Origin of the sequence: Yinghuangia aomiensis, from assembly GCF_039542225.1 — a bacterium.
GTDB classification, from domain to species: Bacteria; Actinomycetota; Actinomycetes; order Streptomycetales; family Streptomycetaceae; genus Yinghuangia; species Yinghuangia aomiensis.
Genome location: NZ_BAABHS010000044.1, coordinates 14,244 through 29,950, shown reverse-complemented (window position 1 = coordinate 29,950; position 15,707 = coordinate 14,244). Strand labels below are relative to the sequence as shown.

The window sequence follows — 15,707 nt, the reverse complement described above, 5'->3', positions numbered from 1 at the left end:
CGCCACTCCCGGAGACTCTTCGCTCACATCGCGTGTTCCACGTCCGCCACCGCTCACCACCGCGGCCGGCGGACGTCCTCATCCCCCAAGGGAGACGATGAGACCCCCCGTCCGCGCGTGGCGGAAGAACCGGCCCGGCCGCCGTCTTTCGCTGCGCACCCTGCTCGTCATCCTCGCCGTCGTGCCGTCCATCGCCCTGGTCGGACTGTGGGGATTCACCGCCACCCGTCTGTGGTCGGACACCAACGAACTCAAGGACCAGAACGACATCGCCAACCGCGCGGGCATGCCCGCGTACACGGTGATGGTGCAGCTCCAGGAGGAACGCCGGCTCAGCGCCTCCTGGCTCGCCGCACCCGACGAAACGGTCCGCAAAGCGCTCGCCGCCCAGCGCGCCCGCACCGACGGCGCACTCACCGAATTCACGCGCCTGATGAGCGGGTTGAGCGACACCCGCGCCGACGTCGTGGAGCGCGCCGGACGCATCGAAGCCAACCGGCAGGCCCTGCCCAACACGCGGGACCTCGTCGACCGGCGCGCCGGGGCACGGGCCGATCTGCTCAAGCCGTACGGGCTGGCGATCGAAAACCAGCTCGAAACGTTCACGACGCTGTCGCACATCGACACCGACGGCCACCTCACGTGGCGGTCGCTGTCCCTCGTCGCGATGTTCCGCGCCACCGAGATGATCGCCCGCGAAGACGCGCTGCTGACCTACGTCGCCGCCGCCAAACGCCTCGACCCCGGCGAGTACATCGAATTCGCGCAGACCGTCGGCGCACGCCGCGACCTGTACGACAACCAGATCGTCCCCGAGCTGGAACCCGAGCACCTCGCCGGATACCAGCAGCTGGCCAAGACCCAGCCGTGGCAGACCATGCTGCGCGTCGAAGACGCGATGCTCTCCGCCCCGCGCGGCACGGCCTCCGCCGGCGGCTACCCCATACCCGCCGAACTCGCCGGTTGGCGCGGGGCGATGGAGCAGCTCGTCGAACCGGTGACGAAGTTCAACACCGGCCGCGCCGGCGACATCGTCAACGCCTCCGAAACCCGCGTCGACGACCTCGAAACCACCGTGTGGTTCATCACCGGCAGCGGCCTCGGCGTCGTCGTCATCGTCTCCGTACTCTGCTACGGCGTCACCCGGACCCTGCGCAAACGCCTCCGCGACCTCCAGGACGCCACCACCGAACTCGCCGAAGAACGCCTCCCCGGCGTCATCGACCGGCTCAGCCGCGGCGAACGCGTCGACACCACCGCCGAACTCCCCGCACTCCCGCACAGCCGCGACGAGATCGGCAAGGTCGCCCACGCCTTCGAAACCGCACAACGCGCGGCCATGGACGGCGCCGTCCGCCTCGCCCGCGAACGCGAAGGCCACGCGAAGGTCTTCCACAACGTCGCCCTGCGCACCCAATCCCTCGTCGGCCGCCAGCTCCGCGCCCTCGACGCGATGGAGACCCGCCACCAGGACCCCGACGTCCTCGGCGACCTCTTCGCCCTCGACCACCTCGCGACCCGGCTGCGCCGCTACGAGGAAAACCTCGTCATCCTCAGCGGGCACCAGCCCGGCCGCCGGTGGAGCAAGCCCGTCCGCGTCGTCGACATCGTGCGAAGCGCGGTCGGCGAGGTCGAGGACTACGAGCGCATCGACGTCCACATGTCGTCCGAGCTGCTCCTCGAGGGCGCCGCGGTCGGCGCGGTCATCCACCTGCTCGCGGAACTCCTCGAGAACGCCACCACCTTCTCGCCGCCGCGCACACCCGTCGAGGTACGGGGCATGCCGGTGGCCAAGGGCCTGGTCGTCGAGATCGAAGACCGCGGCCTGGGCATGGCCGAGGACGACTACGCGGCCCTCAACACGGAACTCGAGCAGCCGCGCGCCTTCGACATGGTCGCGCTGGCCGAAGACGTCCGCCTGGGACTCTTCGTCGTCGCGCGGCTCGCGGAACGGCACGGCATCGGGGTGACGCTGCGCGCCTCGCCGTACGGCGGCACGCTGGCGATCGTGTTCCTGCCCGAGGAACTGATCGTGCGGCCGGGCGAGGAGGGGGCCGGAGACGGCCGCTCGTCCGACACGGCAGCGGGGGACGACGCCGCGGATGCGCCCGCGAGCGCCGAGGAAGCGGAGACCGCCGAGGCGTCCGCGGCCTCCGAGGAAGAACCGCTCGCGGAGCCTGTGCCGATCACGTCCGCCGTGGGCCGCAAGCAGTCGGCGGGACGCGGGGGAGCCGAGGCGGACGACGCGGAAGCCGGCCAGGACGGCGGCGGGGGCGCCGAAGCCGCGGGTGCGGTCTCGCCGCAAGGCAAGGACCGGCTCCGCCGGTTGTGGTCGCGCGAGCGCGCGGCGACGGCGGCGGACGACACGGGAGCCGCACGCGACGACGCCGCGACGGACGCCGCCGCAACAGCCGAGACCGCGGCCGGAGAAACCGAGGCCCGGGAAGCCTCCGGGCGGGATGCGGCCCTGACGCAGTCGGCCGCCGACCCCGCGGCGGAGGCCGCAGCTGCCGAGGACGGCGCGGACACCGCGGACGCCGCGAGTTCCACGGGCCCGCTCGGTGCCGCCACGACCGCGGCACGCAACGGTGCCGCCGAGTCCGGCCGCGCGGACGACCCCGGGGCGCCCGCCGATGCCGGCGACACCGCCGACGGTGGACCGGCCCGCGCGACCACACGTACGACGGACGGAGAACGCGTGTCCGCGAGTGAGCACGAAGCCGATACCGGGCCGGGCCCGGGAGCCGGCGCGAACAGCCGTGCGCCGCTGCCGTCGCGACGGCGGGTGAACGCCGCGGACGGCAGCCCCACCGGAAACGGCGCCGTATCCAACGGCATCGGCAACGGAAGCGGCATCGGCAACGGGAATGGGAACGGCAACGGATCGGGTTCCGCCGCCGCGCACCCGGTGTCCGATGCCGCGGACGCGGACGACGCCGCACTCGCCGAAGCCGACCCGGGAGCCCCCGACGGGCCCCGCATCCTCCCGCGCCGCGTACGGCAAGCCAGCCTCGCGGCGCCGCTGCGCCGGGCGCCGGAGGACGGTGCCGCGGAGGACGCCGACGCCGCCCCGGCGCGCCGGCCTCCGGCCACGCCGCAGCAAGCCGCCGACACGATCTCGGCGTTCCAGCGCGCCTCGCAGCGCGCCCGCAACGCCGAGCTGCCCACCGAACCACCGACGAGGGACCGCTCATGACGCCGCCGACGATCGCCACCGACACCCGTCTCGACTGGCTGCTGACGGACCTCGTCAAGCGCGTGCCCGGCAGCCGCCACGCGATCGTGCTGTCCCAGGACGGCCTGGTCATGAGCCACTCCGAGACACTCGGCCGGGACCAGGCCGAGCAGCTCGCCGCGTCCGCGTCCGGGCTGGCCAGCCTGGCGCGCGGCATCGGCCGCTCGTTCGGAGGCGGCTCGGTGCGGCAGACGCTCATCGAGATGGAGGACGCCTACCTGTTCCTCACCTCGGCGGGCCGCGGCGCGCACATGGCCGTGCTCGCGGACGCCCAGGCCGACGTGGGCGTCGTCGCGTTCGAAATGAACACCCTGGTCAAGCAGGTCGGCGAATACCTCGGTACGGCACCGCGCGCCCAGACGGAGGGATCATGAGCGACAGACGCGACCGGCCCGGCAGACGGGCGTCGTCCGACGCGGTGTGGGACGACGACGCGGGCCCGCTGGTCCGCCCGTACACGCTCACACGCGGCCGCACCCGGGCCGCGCGCGACGACCTCACCCTCATCACGCTGGTGACGACCGTCCAGCCGCTCCCGGAGGACCGCGACGCGAGCGGGCTGCAGCCCGAGCAGCTCGACATCCTGCGGCTGTGCCGGGCCCCGCAGGCCGTCGCCGAGGTCGCCGCGCTGATGCGGCTGCCGGTCAGTGTGGTGAAGGTCCTGGTCGGTGATCTGGTCGACGGCGGCCGGATGACCGCACGCGCGCCGATATCCATGGCGCAGTCCCCGAACGCGGAGCTGCTGAGGAAGGTGAGGGATGGGCTCGGTCGGCTCTGACCACGACGCCCGGAACACCCGGAACGGAACCGGGCCCGCGGTCCCGGAGACGGCGATGGCCGTGAAGATCCTGATCGCGGGAGGCTTCGGCGTCGGCAAGACCACGATGGTCGGCGCGATCAGCGAAGTGGAGCCGCTGTCCACCGAAGAAGTCATGACCGTCGCAGGCGTCGGCGTCGACGACCTGGACGGCATCGCGGACAAGGGCACCACCACGGTCGCCCTCGACTTCGGCCGGATCACGCTCGACGAAGACCTCGTGCTGTATCTGTTCGGTACGCCCGGACAGGAGCGCTTCTGGTCGATGTGGGACGACCTCGCGGTCGGTGCCCTGGGCGCCGTCGTACTGGTCGACACCCGGCGGCTCGACGCCAGCTTCGGCAGCATCGACTTCTTCGAACGGCGGCGGATCCCGTTCGTCGTCGGCGTCAACCAGTTCGACGGCGTCATCGAGCACACCGAGGCGGAGATCCGCACGGCGCTCGACCTGGATCCGCATGTGCCCACGGTGATGTGCGACGTCCGGCAGCGCTCGTCGTGCCGCGAAGTCCTGCTCGCGCTGATCGACCACTTGGCCGCGCAGGTGCCGGACGAGCCGCTGGAAGCGGTGCGCTGATCCGCTCGACGGCGACCTGACCGGTCGTCAACTCGCTTGGCCTCGGCCGCCCTTGACCCGGGCGGCCGAGGCTTTTCGTCGGCCCGGGGTTCCGTTCGATATTACGTGAGATATGGACGCGGGGGTTACGTACGACATATCTTTCGAGCGTGAATCCACGACGCACCACCGCGTCCGGCGGACTCGGGCCGGGCGGCGGACGCTTCTTCGGGCCCGGCGAACTGCGCTGGGCCTTGCTCGCCCTGATCGACGAACGCCCGGGTCACGGGTACGAGTTGATGACCCGCCTGGAAGACCGCTTCGCGGGCGCCTACCAGGCGAGCCCAGGGGCGGTCTATCCGACACTGCAACTCGTCGAGGACGAAGGCCTGGTACGCCTCGAACTCGACGGCGGCCGCAAGGTCTTCCACATCACCGACGCCGGACGCGACGAAGTCCGCGACCATGCGCGGGAGATCGACAAGATCTGGGCGCGCGCCGCGGCCCGCGGCGAGTGGGGCATGCTGCGCGACCCGGACGCCTCCGAGATCGTCGGCCCGGCACTGCGGCTGTTCAAAGCCGCGGTGAGCACCATCGTCCGCGCACACGGCGACCCCGTCGTCGTCGACCGGGTCCGCGCGATCCTCGACGACGCCCGGCACGAGATCAAGCAGGTCAAAGCCGAGACGAAACGCCGCGGCCACCACCATCACCACCGGCGGCGCGACCGCGGCCACTACGACGACTGACGAGCCGACCGGCGAGCCGGCACGGCCGGCCGCCGAGGCACGGGGAGGGCACCGTTCATGGCGCACACCGAACAGCAAACGGACGGACAGACGGCAACCCCGGCGGACGAACCGCGGCCGAAGACGGAACGCGGCCTCCGCGGCCGGGTCCTCGACCGATTGTTCGTCTCCGGCCGGATCGCGGAACGGGAACGGATCTCGGCGTGCATGACGCGGATCCGGGTGGAAGGACCGGGGCTGCGCGCGGTGCACGGCGAACCCGGGCAGCAGGTACGGGTGCTCGTCGGCGCAACGGACGCGGATTCGTTCCTCGGACGGCGCGTCGGCGAGCTGCGGACGTACTCCGTATGGCAGTTCGCTGAGCCGGACACCGACACGCGCGTGCTGGACCTGTGCGTGATGGACCACGCGGGCGACGGGCCGGGCGCCCGCTGGGCACGGTCGGCCCGGATCGGCGACCTCGTGCGGTTCCGCGGGCCGGAGGGGTCGCTCACGATGCGGCCGGACGCGCCATACCACGTGTTCGTGGGGGAGGACACCGCGTCGGTGGCGCTCGGCGCCATGCTGCGCGCGGTACCGGCGGACGTTCCGGTGTTCGGCGCGGTGGAGACCGCACGCGAGGAGGACCGGCTGCCGCTGCCGCGCGCCGAGGAACTCGCCCGCCCGCTGCGCGGCGACGCGCCCGCGGCGGACTCGACGACGCTGCTCGACGCGGTGCGGGGGTTGGAACTGCCGGACGAGCCGGGGACGGCATACGTCGCGGGGGAAGCACGCACGATCCAGCGGGTGCGCAGGCACCTTGTGGAAGAACGCGGCTGGCCGCGGCGGGCGGTGGTGACGAAGCCGTTCTGGACGCCGGGGAAGAAGGGGATGGAGTAGGGGAGGGGCGTGGTGCGGTCCCCGGGCGCAGCGGCTCCGGGCCGGCCGAGGCCGGGGGCGGGGGCGGGGGAGTCGGCTGCGGCCGCCCGCGGACGCCCCGACCGCCCGGGCCCGCTTGAAACTGACGGTCCGTCAGCCTAGGGTGCCGTGCGTCATCAGCCGATGATCTCGGGGGGCATCGCGCACGCGACCGCAGCCTTCGGGAGGCCGCCTTGTCCCCGTCCGACGCCACCACCGGCGCAGCCGCCGACATCTCCGCGGCCTGGGTACGCGAGTACCTCGCCCGCGACGGCATCCACCCGCACGACGCGGAACTCGACGCGCTCGCCGCGGCGGTCTCCGCCGGCCGCGCGGAGGCCGACCGGCTGCGCCGCACGACGGACGTCGGAGACGGCACCGAAGGCGCGGTGTGGCCGGCGGGCGGCAGCAACGAGATCGCGCGCCCGTCGGACGCCGCAGCCGCCACCCCCATCCCCATCCCCGCCCCCGCCGACGACCTCGCCACCGTCCTCGGCTGCGCCGCCGCCCTGACCGCCGGACAGGTCTCCAGCGTCGAACTCGTCACCGAACTCCAGCGCCGCGCCGACGACGCCGACCCGAAGCTCGGCGTATACCTCGCCCGGTTCGACGACCAAGCCCTCAAGGCGGCGCGTGCCGCGGACGCCGAACGGGCCGCCGGGACCGTCCGCGGCCCCCTGCACGGCGTGCCGCTCACCGTCAAAGACCTGATCCTCACCCGCGAGGGCCCCACCACCGGCCACTCCGCCGCACCGCCCCGACATCTCGGCGGCCGCGATGCCGCCTCCGTCGCCCGGCTGCGTGCGGCCGGGGCGATCGTCCTCGGAAAGGTGTCGCTGGCCGAGTTCGGGTTCGGCGTGCCCGACGCGGACGCCGGACTGCCGCTGCCCCGCAACCCGTGGGACACCGACCGCTGGCCCGGCGGGTCGAGCTCGGGCAGCGCCGCCGGGGTCGCCGCGGGCCTGTTCCCCGGCTCGATCGGCACCGACACCGGCGGCAGCATCCGCATCCCGGCCGCCCTGTGCGGAGTCACCGGCTTCAAACCCACCTACGGCGCCGTCTCCACCGACGGTGTCCTGCCCGGCGCGCCGACCGTCGACACCGTCGGGCCGATCGCCTCGGACGCCGCCGACTGCCTTGCTCTGTACCAGGTCCTGGCCGGTCTGCCCGCCTCCGCGCCCGGCGCCCCCGCAACGGTGCGCGGGCTCCGCATCGCCGTCGACCTGAGCGGCCTGGACCGGCCCGGCGCCGACCCGGCCGCGGGAAACGCCATCGAGGCCGCGATGCGCGAGCTGACCGATGCGGGCGCCGTCGTCCACGCATGCGCGATCCCGCACCTCGACGTCCTCGAAGCCGCCTGCCGCATCGTGCAAGGCACCGAAACGTACGGCAGCCACCGCGACGGCCTCGCCGCCCACTGGCCGGCCTACGGCAGCATCACCCGCTTCTTCATGGCCGCGGGCGGCGCCCACGACGCCCGCGACTACCTGCACGCCCAACGCGTCCGCGCGTGGGGCCGCGCCCGCCTCGCCGACTTCTTCGCCGACCACGACATCGTCGCCACCCCGACCGTCGGCACCGGAGCCCCGTCACTCGACGGCGAACTCCTCGGCCTGCTCCCGCTGTTCTACACCTCGGTCTGGAACGCCACCGGCTTCCCCGCCGTGTCGCTCCCCGGCCCGCCCGACGCCCGCGGCCTCCCGCTCGGCATCCAGCTCGCCGCCGCGCCCGGGGCCGACCACCGGCTGCTCACCGTCGCCCACGCCCTTCAGACACGAACCGACTGGCACCGGCGCCGGCCCGCGGGCGCCACGGCGGTCAGTTGAGCGAGCCGCCGCACCCGGCGCCCGCCCGGCGGCCACGGAACGCAGACGGCCGGACACGGAGGCGGGCACGGAGGCGGGCACGGAGACGGACACGGGGACGGACAGACCCCGATCCCGTGCATAGCCCCGCGCCCGCCGGGTACGCGACCACTACCCCACCACCCGCCCCGCCGGTCCGGTTGCGGACCCCGCGGGCCCCGGGTGTGCTGGAGAAACGCACAGATCGCGACGACGGCCGCGACGCCGCCGCTCGGCGAGAGGACGACACCATGGGCACACCGACGAAGGGCGAGCCGACCGCCCACACGTGGGACATCGAACACATTTCCGAAGACGAGCTGGAGCACATCTCCGAGGAGTCCCGCGCCGCACACGGCGAGGACAGCGGCCTCTCCTGGACCACGATCGCCGTCGTCATCGGCTCCGTGCTGCTCCTGGCCATCCTCGCCGGCCTGGCCATCTGGGCGGGCGCCAGCTTCTCCGGCGGCCAACCCGGAACCACCGCGCCCGCGGGCGGCTGACCGCCCCGCCCCATTACTGACGTGTCCCTGCCGCATCCGTGAGGGTGCCCCGGAACCCGGGGCACCCTCACGCTGCGCCGTCCCTCGGCCGGCAGCCGTCGTCGCGCGGGTCAGCCGCCCATCGCCTTGGCGACCTCCGCCATGTCGAAGTAGTCCCGCCACAGGGCTATCTTGCCGTCGCGGATCTCGAACAGGCCGGCCACGGCGATGTCCAGCGGGCCGGTCGGGAGGGCGAAGTGGTCGGTGCGTTCGGTGAACACCAGGTCGCCTTCGGCGGCACTGCGGTGCGTCGTCCACTTCACCTCGGTGGCGTGCTCCACCATCGGCCCGAGGATCGACCGCACGCCGTCCGGGCCGAACACCTTGCCCATCGGAACGTTGTCGTACTCGATGTCGTCGGTCACGTAGGTCAGCGCCAAGCCGAGGTCTTTCGCCTCGACCGCGGCGATGAACGCGTCGACGATCTCGGCGGGAGTCTGCGGGGTCATCGGCGGGAAGTCTCCACTTCGGGGTCGGTGGTCACGGGTATCGCAGGAGCATCGAGCAAGACAGGCGTCACGAACGCCTCGACCATCGCACGTTCGTCGTCCGCGTCGCGGCCCGGCATGGACAGCAGCGACACCACGACGCGCACCAGCCACCGCGCCTTGCCGGCCGCGGCGGCGTCGGCGGGCAGGAACGTGCCGCAGAGCGACGCGATCACGTCCGACGCACCCGCCAAGCCCGCGGTCGCCCCGCTGCCTTCCGGGACGAACCAGGCTGCCAGCACAGGCGTTTCACGGACGATCCGGACCGCCGCGAGCACCGCGCCGGTCAACTGCGCCGACGGCGTCGGATGGTCCGCGACCTCGGCGAGGACCTGCGTGGCGACCCGGCGGGCCTCGCGGTGCATGTAAGCGATCCGCAACGCCTGACGGTTGTCGAAATAGCGGTAGAGCGTCGCCCGCGAGCAGCCCGCCTCCGCGGCGATGTCCGCCATGTCCGCGGCCGCGACGCCGCGCCGGAGGAACACGCGGCCGGCGGCGTCGAGGATGCGTTCGGCGGCCAGTTGGCCGCGGTTCCCGCCCAGCCAGTCGCCGGTCATACGCGCCCGGCAGCGAGAGCGGGCTTGCCCGGGGTGAACGGCAGGCTCTGGTGGCGGCGGGTGAAACTGCCGCCCGCGAACGTCCCGCGCTCGGCATCGACCTGGAAGTCCGGAAAATGCAGCAGGAGTTCCTCCAGGACGACGCGCGCTTGCAGCCGGGCCGCCGCGGCGCCCAGGCAGTGGTGCGGGCCGAACCCGAACGCCGCGTGCTGATGCCCGGTGCGGGCGATGTCGAGCACGTCGGCGGTGTCGCCGAACTCGCGCGGGTCACGGTTCGCCGAACCGTACAGCAGCAGGACCTTGCGGCCCGCCGGAACGGTGGCACCGTGCGCCGTCCAGTCCTCGGTGACCGTACGCGCGAGCGCCTGCACCGGGGAAGCCAGCCGCAGGAACTCCTCCACCGCACGCGGAATGTCCTCCGGATGCGCGGCGAGATGCACCCGCGCGTCGGAGTGTGCGGTCAACAACTCGCTGGCCACGCCCAGCAGTCCGGTCGTCGTGTCGTTGCCGCCCGCGACCATCGTGAACGCGAAGCCCAGGATGCGGATCATCGCGGTGATGTCGTCGCCCATGACGCCGATCAGATCCGAGATCGTGTCGTCGGCGGGCTCCGCGCGGCGCCGTTCGATCAGCCCCGTGAAATACGCGAACAACCCCGCCACGGCTTCCTCGGCGCCCAGCGGATGCCCGGACGCGTTGGCGGCGACGGTCTGCTCCGTCCAGGCGTCGAACTGCCCGCGGTCGACCTCGTCGACGCCCAGGTAATGCCCGACGACGAAGCTCGGCAACGGCTTGTACAGCTCGGCGATGACGTCGACCTCGCCGCCGTCGGCGGCCGCTTCGGCGATCCGCGCCAGGCGGTCGCGGACGAACTCCCGTACCGCCGGCTCGATCGACGCCACCCGGCGCGGCGTGAAGCCCTTGGTGATCAGGCGGCGGAAGTCCGTGTGCTCCGGCGGGTCGAGCATCACCATCGGTGCGGCCTCGTCCAGGCCGATCGCTTCCATGTCGCCGTACGTGAACGTCAAACCCTTGCGGGAGGAGAACAGTTCGGTGTCGCGCAACGCCCGCGACACGTCGGCGTAGCGGGACAGCACCCAGTAGTCGCCGTCCGCCACGTGGTACAGCGGAGCCTCGTCGCGCAGAGCCGCGTACATCGCATACGGGTCCCGCCACGACTCGCCGGAACAGGGAACGAAACGTGCCTGAGACATTCTCGGCTGCATGTCGGAACGGTGAGACAAACAGGCGAAGATGTCAATGCCGACCGGGCTTTGGTGCGGCCGGCCGCAGTCCGGCGGCCCGGGCCGCGGCGGCCAGGACGTCGCGGAGCATGGCGGGGGTCAGGCGGCCTGTGAAGGTGTTCTGCTGGCTGACGTGATAGCTGCCGAACAGGGCGAGCGGCGTTGCTCCCGGGGTGGCGCTGGGGATATCCACGCGTACGCCATGGCCGAATTTCGGGCGTGGGCGCGGGACTTGCCATCCGGCGGCGGTCAACGCGGGGAAGAGTGCCTGCCAGCCGAAGGAGCCGAGAACGACGATCGCGCGGACCGTGGGCCGGAGGAGCGTCAACTCCCGGACGAGCCACGGGCGGCAGGTGTCGCGCTCGTCGGGCGTCGGCTTGTTGTCCGGCGGGGCGCAGTGCACGGGGGCGGTGAAGCGGACGCCGTACAGCCGCAGCCCGTCGTCGGCGGCGGTGGATTCGGCCTGGTTGGCCAAACCGAGGTCGTGCAGGGCGGCGACCAGGACGTCGCCCGAGCGGTCCCCGGTGAACATCCGCCCGGTGCGGTTGCCGCCATGGGCGGCCGGCGCCAAGCCGACGAGCAGCAGCGCGGCATCGGAAGGGCCGAAACCGGCGACTGGACGCGCCCAGTAGTCCCAGTCGGCGAAGGACTTGCGCTTGATGCGGCCGGCCTCTTCGCGCCACGCGACGAGGCGGGGGCAGGCACGGCAGTGGGCGAGCGCGGTGTCGAGAGTGGAGACGTCCGCGGCGCGGGGGGCGGGGAAGGCAGGGGTGTCGGTGTCGGTGTCGGCGGCGTGGTCGGTGTCGTCGGGCTGGTCGGGCTGGTCGGGCGGGGCGGGCGTGGGGGGCATGCTCTGCTGATACACCCGGTGTCCGGCGGCTACACCAGCCCTGGCCACGCCCCGCCGCTCCCGCTCCGCCCGGTCCCTGTCGTTCCCGGCCTACCCGCGCATCAGCGCCAGTGCCGCTCCTGCCGCCACTGCCGCACCGAAGGCGGCGGCGGACCAGCCGACCACGCGGATCCGCAGAGTCCGGTACCGGTCCTCGTACTCGCCGCGGACTTCCGCGATCCGGTCGGCGACGTGCCGCACCATGCCGCGCGCGTGCTCGGTGTGCGCGGTGGTCAGCGCGTCGACGAGGTCCGCGCGCTGCGCCGACGTGAGCCACGGCAGGAGGTCGGCGGTGTGCTCGGCGTCGCGGCGGGCCTCGGCGAGCCGGGCCTGCCAGTACAGGTAGCCGTCGAGGCGGGACAGGCCCGCCGCGACGTCGTCGGGACGGCACGTCCCGGCGGGCTCCGCTGCCCACCGGGACCGGTGCCGGCGGGCGGGCACTACTCGCGCTCGCCCGACGCCGGCCGCTCGGACTTGCCGGCCGGATTCTCCAGCACGGCGATGTCCGGGTGGTGCAGGTCGAACGCCGGAGACTCCGAGATGATCCGCGGCATCGACGCGAAGTTGTGCCGCGGCGGCGGGCAGGACGTCGCCCATTCGAGGGAACGGCCGAAGCCCCACGGGTCGTCCACGGTCACCTTCTTGCCGTACTTGTGCGTCTTCCACACGTTGTAGAGGAACGGCAGCATCGACAGGCCCAGCAGGAACGAGCCGATCGTCGACACCATGTTCAGCGCCGTGAAGCCGTCCGACGCCAGGTAGTCCGCGTAGCGGCGCGGCATGCCCTCGGCACCCAGCCAGTGCTGGACGAGGAAAGTCATGTGGAAGCCGACGAACAGCTGCCAGAAGCAGATCTTGCCGAGCCGCTCGTCAAGCATCTTCCCGGTGAACTTCGGCCACCAGAAATGGAATCCGGCGAACATCGCGAACACCACCGTGCCGAAGACGACGTAGTGGAAGTGCGCGACGACGAAGTACGAGTCCGACACGTGGAAGTCGAGCGGCGGCGACGCCAGGATCACGCCCGTCAGACCGCCGAACAGGAACGTCACCAGGAACCCGACGGTCCACAGCATCGGTGTCTCGAACGAGAGCGACCCGTGCCACATCGTGCCGATCCAGTTGAAGAATTTCACTCCGGTCGGCACGGCGATCAGGAACGTCATGAACGAGAAGAACGGCAGCATCACCGCACCCGTGACGAACATGTGGTGCGCCCACACCGTCACCGACAGGCCCGCAATGGCGATCGTCGCGCCGATGAGGCCCTTGTAGCCGAACATCGGCTTACGGGCGAAGACCGGAATGACTTCCGACACGATCCCGAAGAACGGCAACGCGATGATGTACACCTCGGGATGCCCGAAGAACCAGAACAAGTGCTGCCACAGAATCGGCCCGCCGTTCGCCGAATCGAAGATCCGGGCACCGAACTTGCGGTCCGCCTCCAACGCCAGCAGCGCCGCGGCCAGCACCGGGAACGCCATCAGCACGAGAATCGCCGTCAGCAGGATGTTCCAGCAGAAGATCGGCATCCGGAACATCGTCAGCCCCGGCGCCCGCATCGCCACGATCGTCGTCACGAAGTTGACCGAACCCAGGATCGTGCCGAACCCGGACAACGCCAGCCCCATGATCCACATGTCCGCGCCGATCCCCGGCGACCGGACCGTGCTGGTCAGCGGCGAATACGCGAACCAGCCGAAGTCCGCCGCGCCCTGCGGCGTCAGGAACCCGGCGACCACGATCAGCGACCCCAGCAGATACAGCCAGTACGCCAACGCGTTCAGCCGCGGGAACGCCACGTCCGGCGCACCCAGCTGCAACGGCATGATCCAGTTCGCGAACCCCGCGAACAGCGGCGTCGCGAACATCAGCAGCATGATCGTGCCGTGGATCGTGAACGCCTGGTTGTACTCCTCGTTCGACAGGAGCTGCGTCCCCGGCCGGGCCAACTCGGCGCGGATCAGCAACGCGAGCACGCCGCCGAACAGGAAGAACACGAACGACGTGACGAGATACAGGCTTCCGATGGTCTTGTGGTCGGTGGTGGTGAGCCACAACACCACCTTCCGGCCGGCCCGCGTCGGACGCGCGGGAGGCGCCGCCTGCGCGGGGACCGTGGAGGTCTGGGCGCTCATATAGGGCAGTCCCTTGGCTGTGGGACCGCGTCGCGAACCGATCCCGGCCGGCGACGGCGGTCCGGAGGCATGTCGGTCGACCGGCACAGCCGGTGCGTACGGCATCCTCCCGCCCGGGAACACTCCGTCACCAAACCGACATGCAACCCAAACGGGGTACTCGGCGGGCATGCGGGTGAAAGGTTCACCGGGGCGGGTGTCCGGCGGGCGTCCGGTCGGCCGCGGTCGGGCTTTCGGCCGGGCATCCCGTCGGGCATTCGACGGGGCTTTCGGGTGACCGTGTGGGTGAGCGCGTGGGTGGGGTGGGGCGGAGGGTGTGCCGGAGGCACGAGGCGTTTGCACACGGGCGTTTCGGGTGTCCGGGGGCCTTGACTGGCCCCCGCGGGCAGGCGGAGGCTGGAACCACACGACTGATCCCCGAAGCCGGGCTACCCCCGGCCGACTCCTCCCGTGCCAGCGCACGGAACCACGCGGCGTACCGGTGCGGTAGGGAACGCGCTCATCCGAGGGAGGCGTCATGGACAGCGCCGTGCACGCACTTCGCGGTCGAGGCCTGAACCCCACCGACCTGCACATCGCCTTGGCCGGCATCACCTACCCGGCCCGACCGTCCGAACTCGCCGACTACGCAAGGCAGCGCAACGCCGACGAGCAACTCGTCGCCCTCCTCGCCGCCCTGCCGGACATGCCGATCGTGGGACCGAACCAGGTGTGCATGGCGGTCTTCGGGAGGCATGCACAGATTCAGGGGAATCCGTGACGGTGGTTCGGGGTCCGGCGGGGTTTCCTTTGCCGGGCTTTCCTCTGTAGGGCTTTCCTTCGTAGGGCCCTCCGGGCCTTCCTTTACGAGGCTTGCCGGGTCTTCTTTCGCCTGGTTTTACGGGCGTTCCCGGCTTTCGCCGTGGCTTTCCCCGGTTCCCCGGGTGCCGTGCGGGCCGTGGGGGTACTCCGTCCGCCGGAGTCGCGCGCATCAAGCGGGCCGGGAAAGGGCAGCGGAGGACCGGAACAGGCCGGACCGCGACGGGACCGGCCGCAGCGACCCGGGCGCCCGGAAGGACCGTGATGGACGGCTACGCGCGACTCATCGAGGACAACGACTCCCTGCGCGACCTCATCCAGCGCTGGCGGTCGACCACCGACTCCGCCGCGGAACTCCTGCCCACCGCAGCCCGGACACTCGCCGCCACGGCACGCGCCAAGGACCAGGTCCTCTACCCGGCGATCCGCACCCACGCCCCGGAGCGGGCGGCCCTCGTGGACGAGGCGGAGCGGATCAACACGCACGTGCTGGGCTTCCTCGGCCAGGCGGTCGAGATCGGGCCCGGGGGATACGCGTTCGTGGAGAACGTCCACGAAGCGATCGGGGCCGCCGACGGGCTGCTCCTGCACGAACGGCGGGACCTGATGCCGGCGCTGCGCGAAGCCGACTGGGCGGACGGGGCGGTTGCGGAGTACCTGACGGTGCGGGAGACGCTGAGCGGGGAGATGCCGTTGGAGCGGTTGATCGGGGGAGAGGGGGAGGGAGAGGGAGGAAGGGCGGGGAGGGCTTGAGAGGGTTGCTTGAGCGGTTCGCTTGAGCGGTTCGCTTGAGCGGGTTGTTCAAGCGGGTTGCTCAAGCGGGTTGTGGGGTGGGGGCTTTGTTTGCTGCTGGTTGTGTGCGCTCGTTTCCGGCCCGGTCGGTCCCGTGTTCCGCGGTCCCGTCCGGCGGCGTGTTCGGCCGCCGGACGGGTCGCCGGGACGTGAGCCGC

At 71.9% G+C, this 15,707-nt stretch carries 16 protein-coding genes; 10 read left to right on the top strand and 6 right to left on the bottom strand.

Features of this window, described 5'->3' with window-relative positions:
• Positions 1 to 97 precede the first annotated feature (97 nt).
• The 8 genes from ABEA93_RS36725 (at position 98) to ABEA93_RS36690 (ending at position 8,601) form a co-directional block, all read left to right on the top strand.
• On the top strand, positions 98 to 3,196 hold the full coding sequence (locus tag ABEA93_RS36725; RefSeq protein ID WP_345680290.1) for a sensor histidine kinase: 3,099 nt from the start codon (positions 98 to 100) through the stop codon (positions 3,194 to 3,196).
• Positions 3,193 to 3,609: a roadblock/LC7 domain-containing protein gene (locus tag ABEA93_RS36720; RefSeq protein ID WP_345680289.1), complete on the top strand. Its 417-nt coding sequence runs from the start codon at positions 3,193 to 3,195 to the stop codon at positions 3,607 to 3,609. The genes ABEA93_RS36725 and ABEA93_RS36720 overlap by 4 nt, the downstream gene beginning before the upstream one ends.
• On the top strand, positions 3,606 to 4,013 hold the full coding sequence (locus tag ABEA93_RS36715; RefSeq protein WP_345680288.1) for a DUF742 domain-containing protein: 408 nt from the start codon (positions 3,606 to 3,608) through the stop codon (positions 4,011 to 4,013). The genes ABEA93_RS36720 and ABEA93_RS36715 overlap by 4 nt, the downstream gene beginning before the upstream one ends.
• A 55-nt stretch (positions 4,014 to 4,068) precedes the next feature.
• Positions 4,069 to 4,629: a GTP-binding protein gene (locus ABEA93_RS36710; RefSeq protein WP_345680287.1), complete on the top strand. Its 561-nt coding sequence runs from the start codon at positions 4,069 to 4,071 to the stop codon at positions 4,627 to 4,629.
• A gap of 149 nt (positions 4,630 to 4,778) precedes the next feature.
• Positions 4,779 to 5,357, top strand: coding sequence for a PadR family transcriptional regulator (locus ABEA93_RS36705; RefSeq protein ID WP_345680286.1), 579 nt, complete (start codon positions 4,779 to 4,781; stop codon positions 5,355 to 5,357).
• Between the two features lie 57 nt (positions 5,358 to 5,414).
• Positions 5,415 to 6,236, top strand: coding sequence for a siderophore-interacting protein (locus ABEA93_RS36700; protein ID WP_345680285.1), 822 nt, complete (start codon positions 5,415 to 5,417; stop codon positions 6,234 to 6,236).
• Between the two features lie 212 nt (positions 6,237 to 6,448).
• Positions 6,449 to 8,080 carry an amidase gene (locus tag ABEA93_RS36695; protein WP_345680284.1) on the top strand — a complete coding sequence of 544 codons (1,632 nt, stop codon included), beginning with the start codon at positions 6,449 to 6,451 and terminating at the stop codon, positions 8,078 to 8,080.
• A gap of 269 nt (positions 8,081 to 8,349) precedes the next feature.
• The gene (locus ABEA93_RS36690) at positions 8,350 to 8,601 is read left to right on the top strand and encodes a hypothetical protein (protein ID WP_345680283.1); all 252 of its coding nucleotides are present in this window, start codon (positions 8,350 to 8,352) and stop codon (positions 8,599 to 8,601) included.
• Positions 8,602 to 8,711: 110 nt separating this feature from the next.
• On the opposite strand, the gene ABEA93_RS36685 is transcribed toward ABEA93_RS36690, so the two are convergent.
• From ABEA93_RS36685 to ctaD, 6 genes are all read right to left on the bottom strand, one after another.
• Positions 8,712 to 9,089, bottom strand: a complete 378-nt coding sequence (locus ABEA93_RS36685; RefSeq protein ID WP_345680282.1) for a limonene-1,2-epoxide hydrolase family protein — start codon at positions 9,087 to 9,089, stop codon at positions 8,712 to 8,714.
• Positions 9,086 to 9,685, bottom strand: coding sequence for a TetR/AcrR family transcriptional regulator (locus tag ABEA93_RS36680; protein ID WP_345680281.1), 600 nt, complete (start codon positions 9,683 to 9,685; stop codon positions 9,086 to 9,088). Before ABEA93_RS36680 ends, ABEA93_RS36685 begins: the two co-directional genes overlap by 4 nt.
• Positions 9,682 to 10,899, bottom strand: a complete 1,218-nt coding sequence (locus ABEA93_RS36675) for a cytochrome P450 (RefSeq protein WP_345680280.1) — start codon at positions 10,897 to 10,899, stop codon at positions 9,682 to 9,684. Before ABEA93_RS36675 ends, ABEA93_RS36680 begins: the two co-directional genes overlap by 4 nt.
• 43 nt (positions 10,900 to 10,942) lie before the next feature.
• A complete protein-coding gene (locus ABEA93_RS36670; protein ID WP_345680279.1) occupies positions 10,943 to 11,779 on the bottom strand; it encodes a uracil-DNA glycosylase in 837 nt (278 codons plus the stop codon).
• 90 nt (positions 11,780 to 11,869) lie between these two features.
• On the bottom strand, positions 11,870 to 12,259 hold the full coding sequence (locus tag ABEA93_RS36665) for a hypothetical protein (protein ID WP_345680278.1): 390 nt from the start codon (positions 12,257 to 12,259) through the stop codon (positions 11,870 to 11,872).
• Positions 12,259 to 13,959 (bottom strand): aa3-type cytochrome oxidase subunit I, encoded by a 1,701-nt coding sequence (gene ctaD / locus ABEA93_RS36660; protein ID WP_345680277.1) that lies wholly within the window; start codon positions 13,957 to 13,959, stop codon positions 12,259 to 12,261. Before ctaD ends, ABEA93_RS36665 begins: the two co-directional genes overlap by 1 nt.
• Positions 13,960 to 14,476: 517 nt before the next feature.
• On the opposite strand from ctaD, the gene ABEA93_RS36655 reads away from it, so the two are divergent.
• Together ABEA93_RS36655 and ABEA93_RS36650 are read left to right on the top strand one after the other, a co-directional pair.
• Complete coding sequence (locus ABEA93_RS36655; RefSeq protein WP_345680276.1) at positions 14,477 to 14,719, top strand: DUF2795 domain-containing protein; 243 nt, start codon at positions 14,477 to 14,479, stop codon at positions 14,717 to 14,719.
• Positions 14,720 to 15,021: 302 nt separating this feature from the next.
• Positions 15,022 to 15,510, top strand: coding sequence for a hypothetical protein (locus tag ABEA93_RS36650; RefSeq protein ID WP_345680275.1), 489 nt, complete (start codon positions 15,022 to 15,024; stop codon positions 15,508 to 15,510).
• Positions 15,511 to 15,707: the final 197 nt, after the last annotated feature.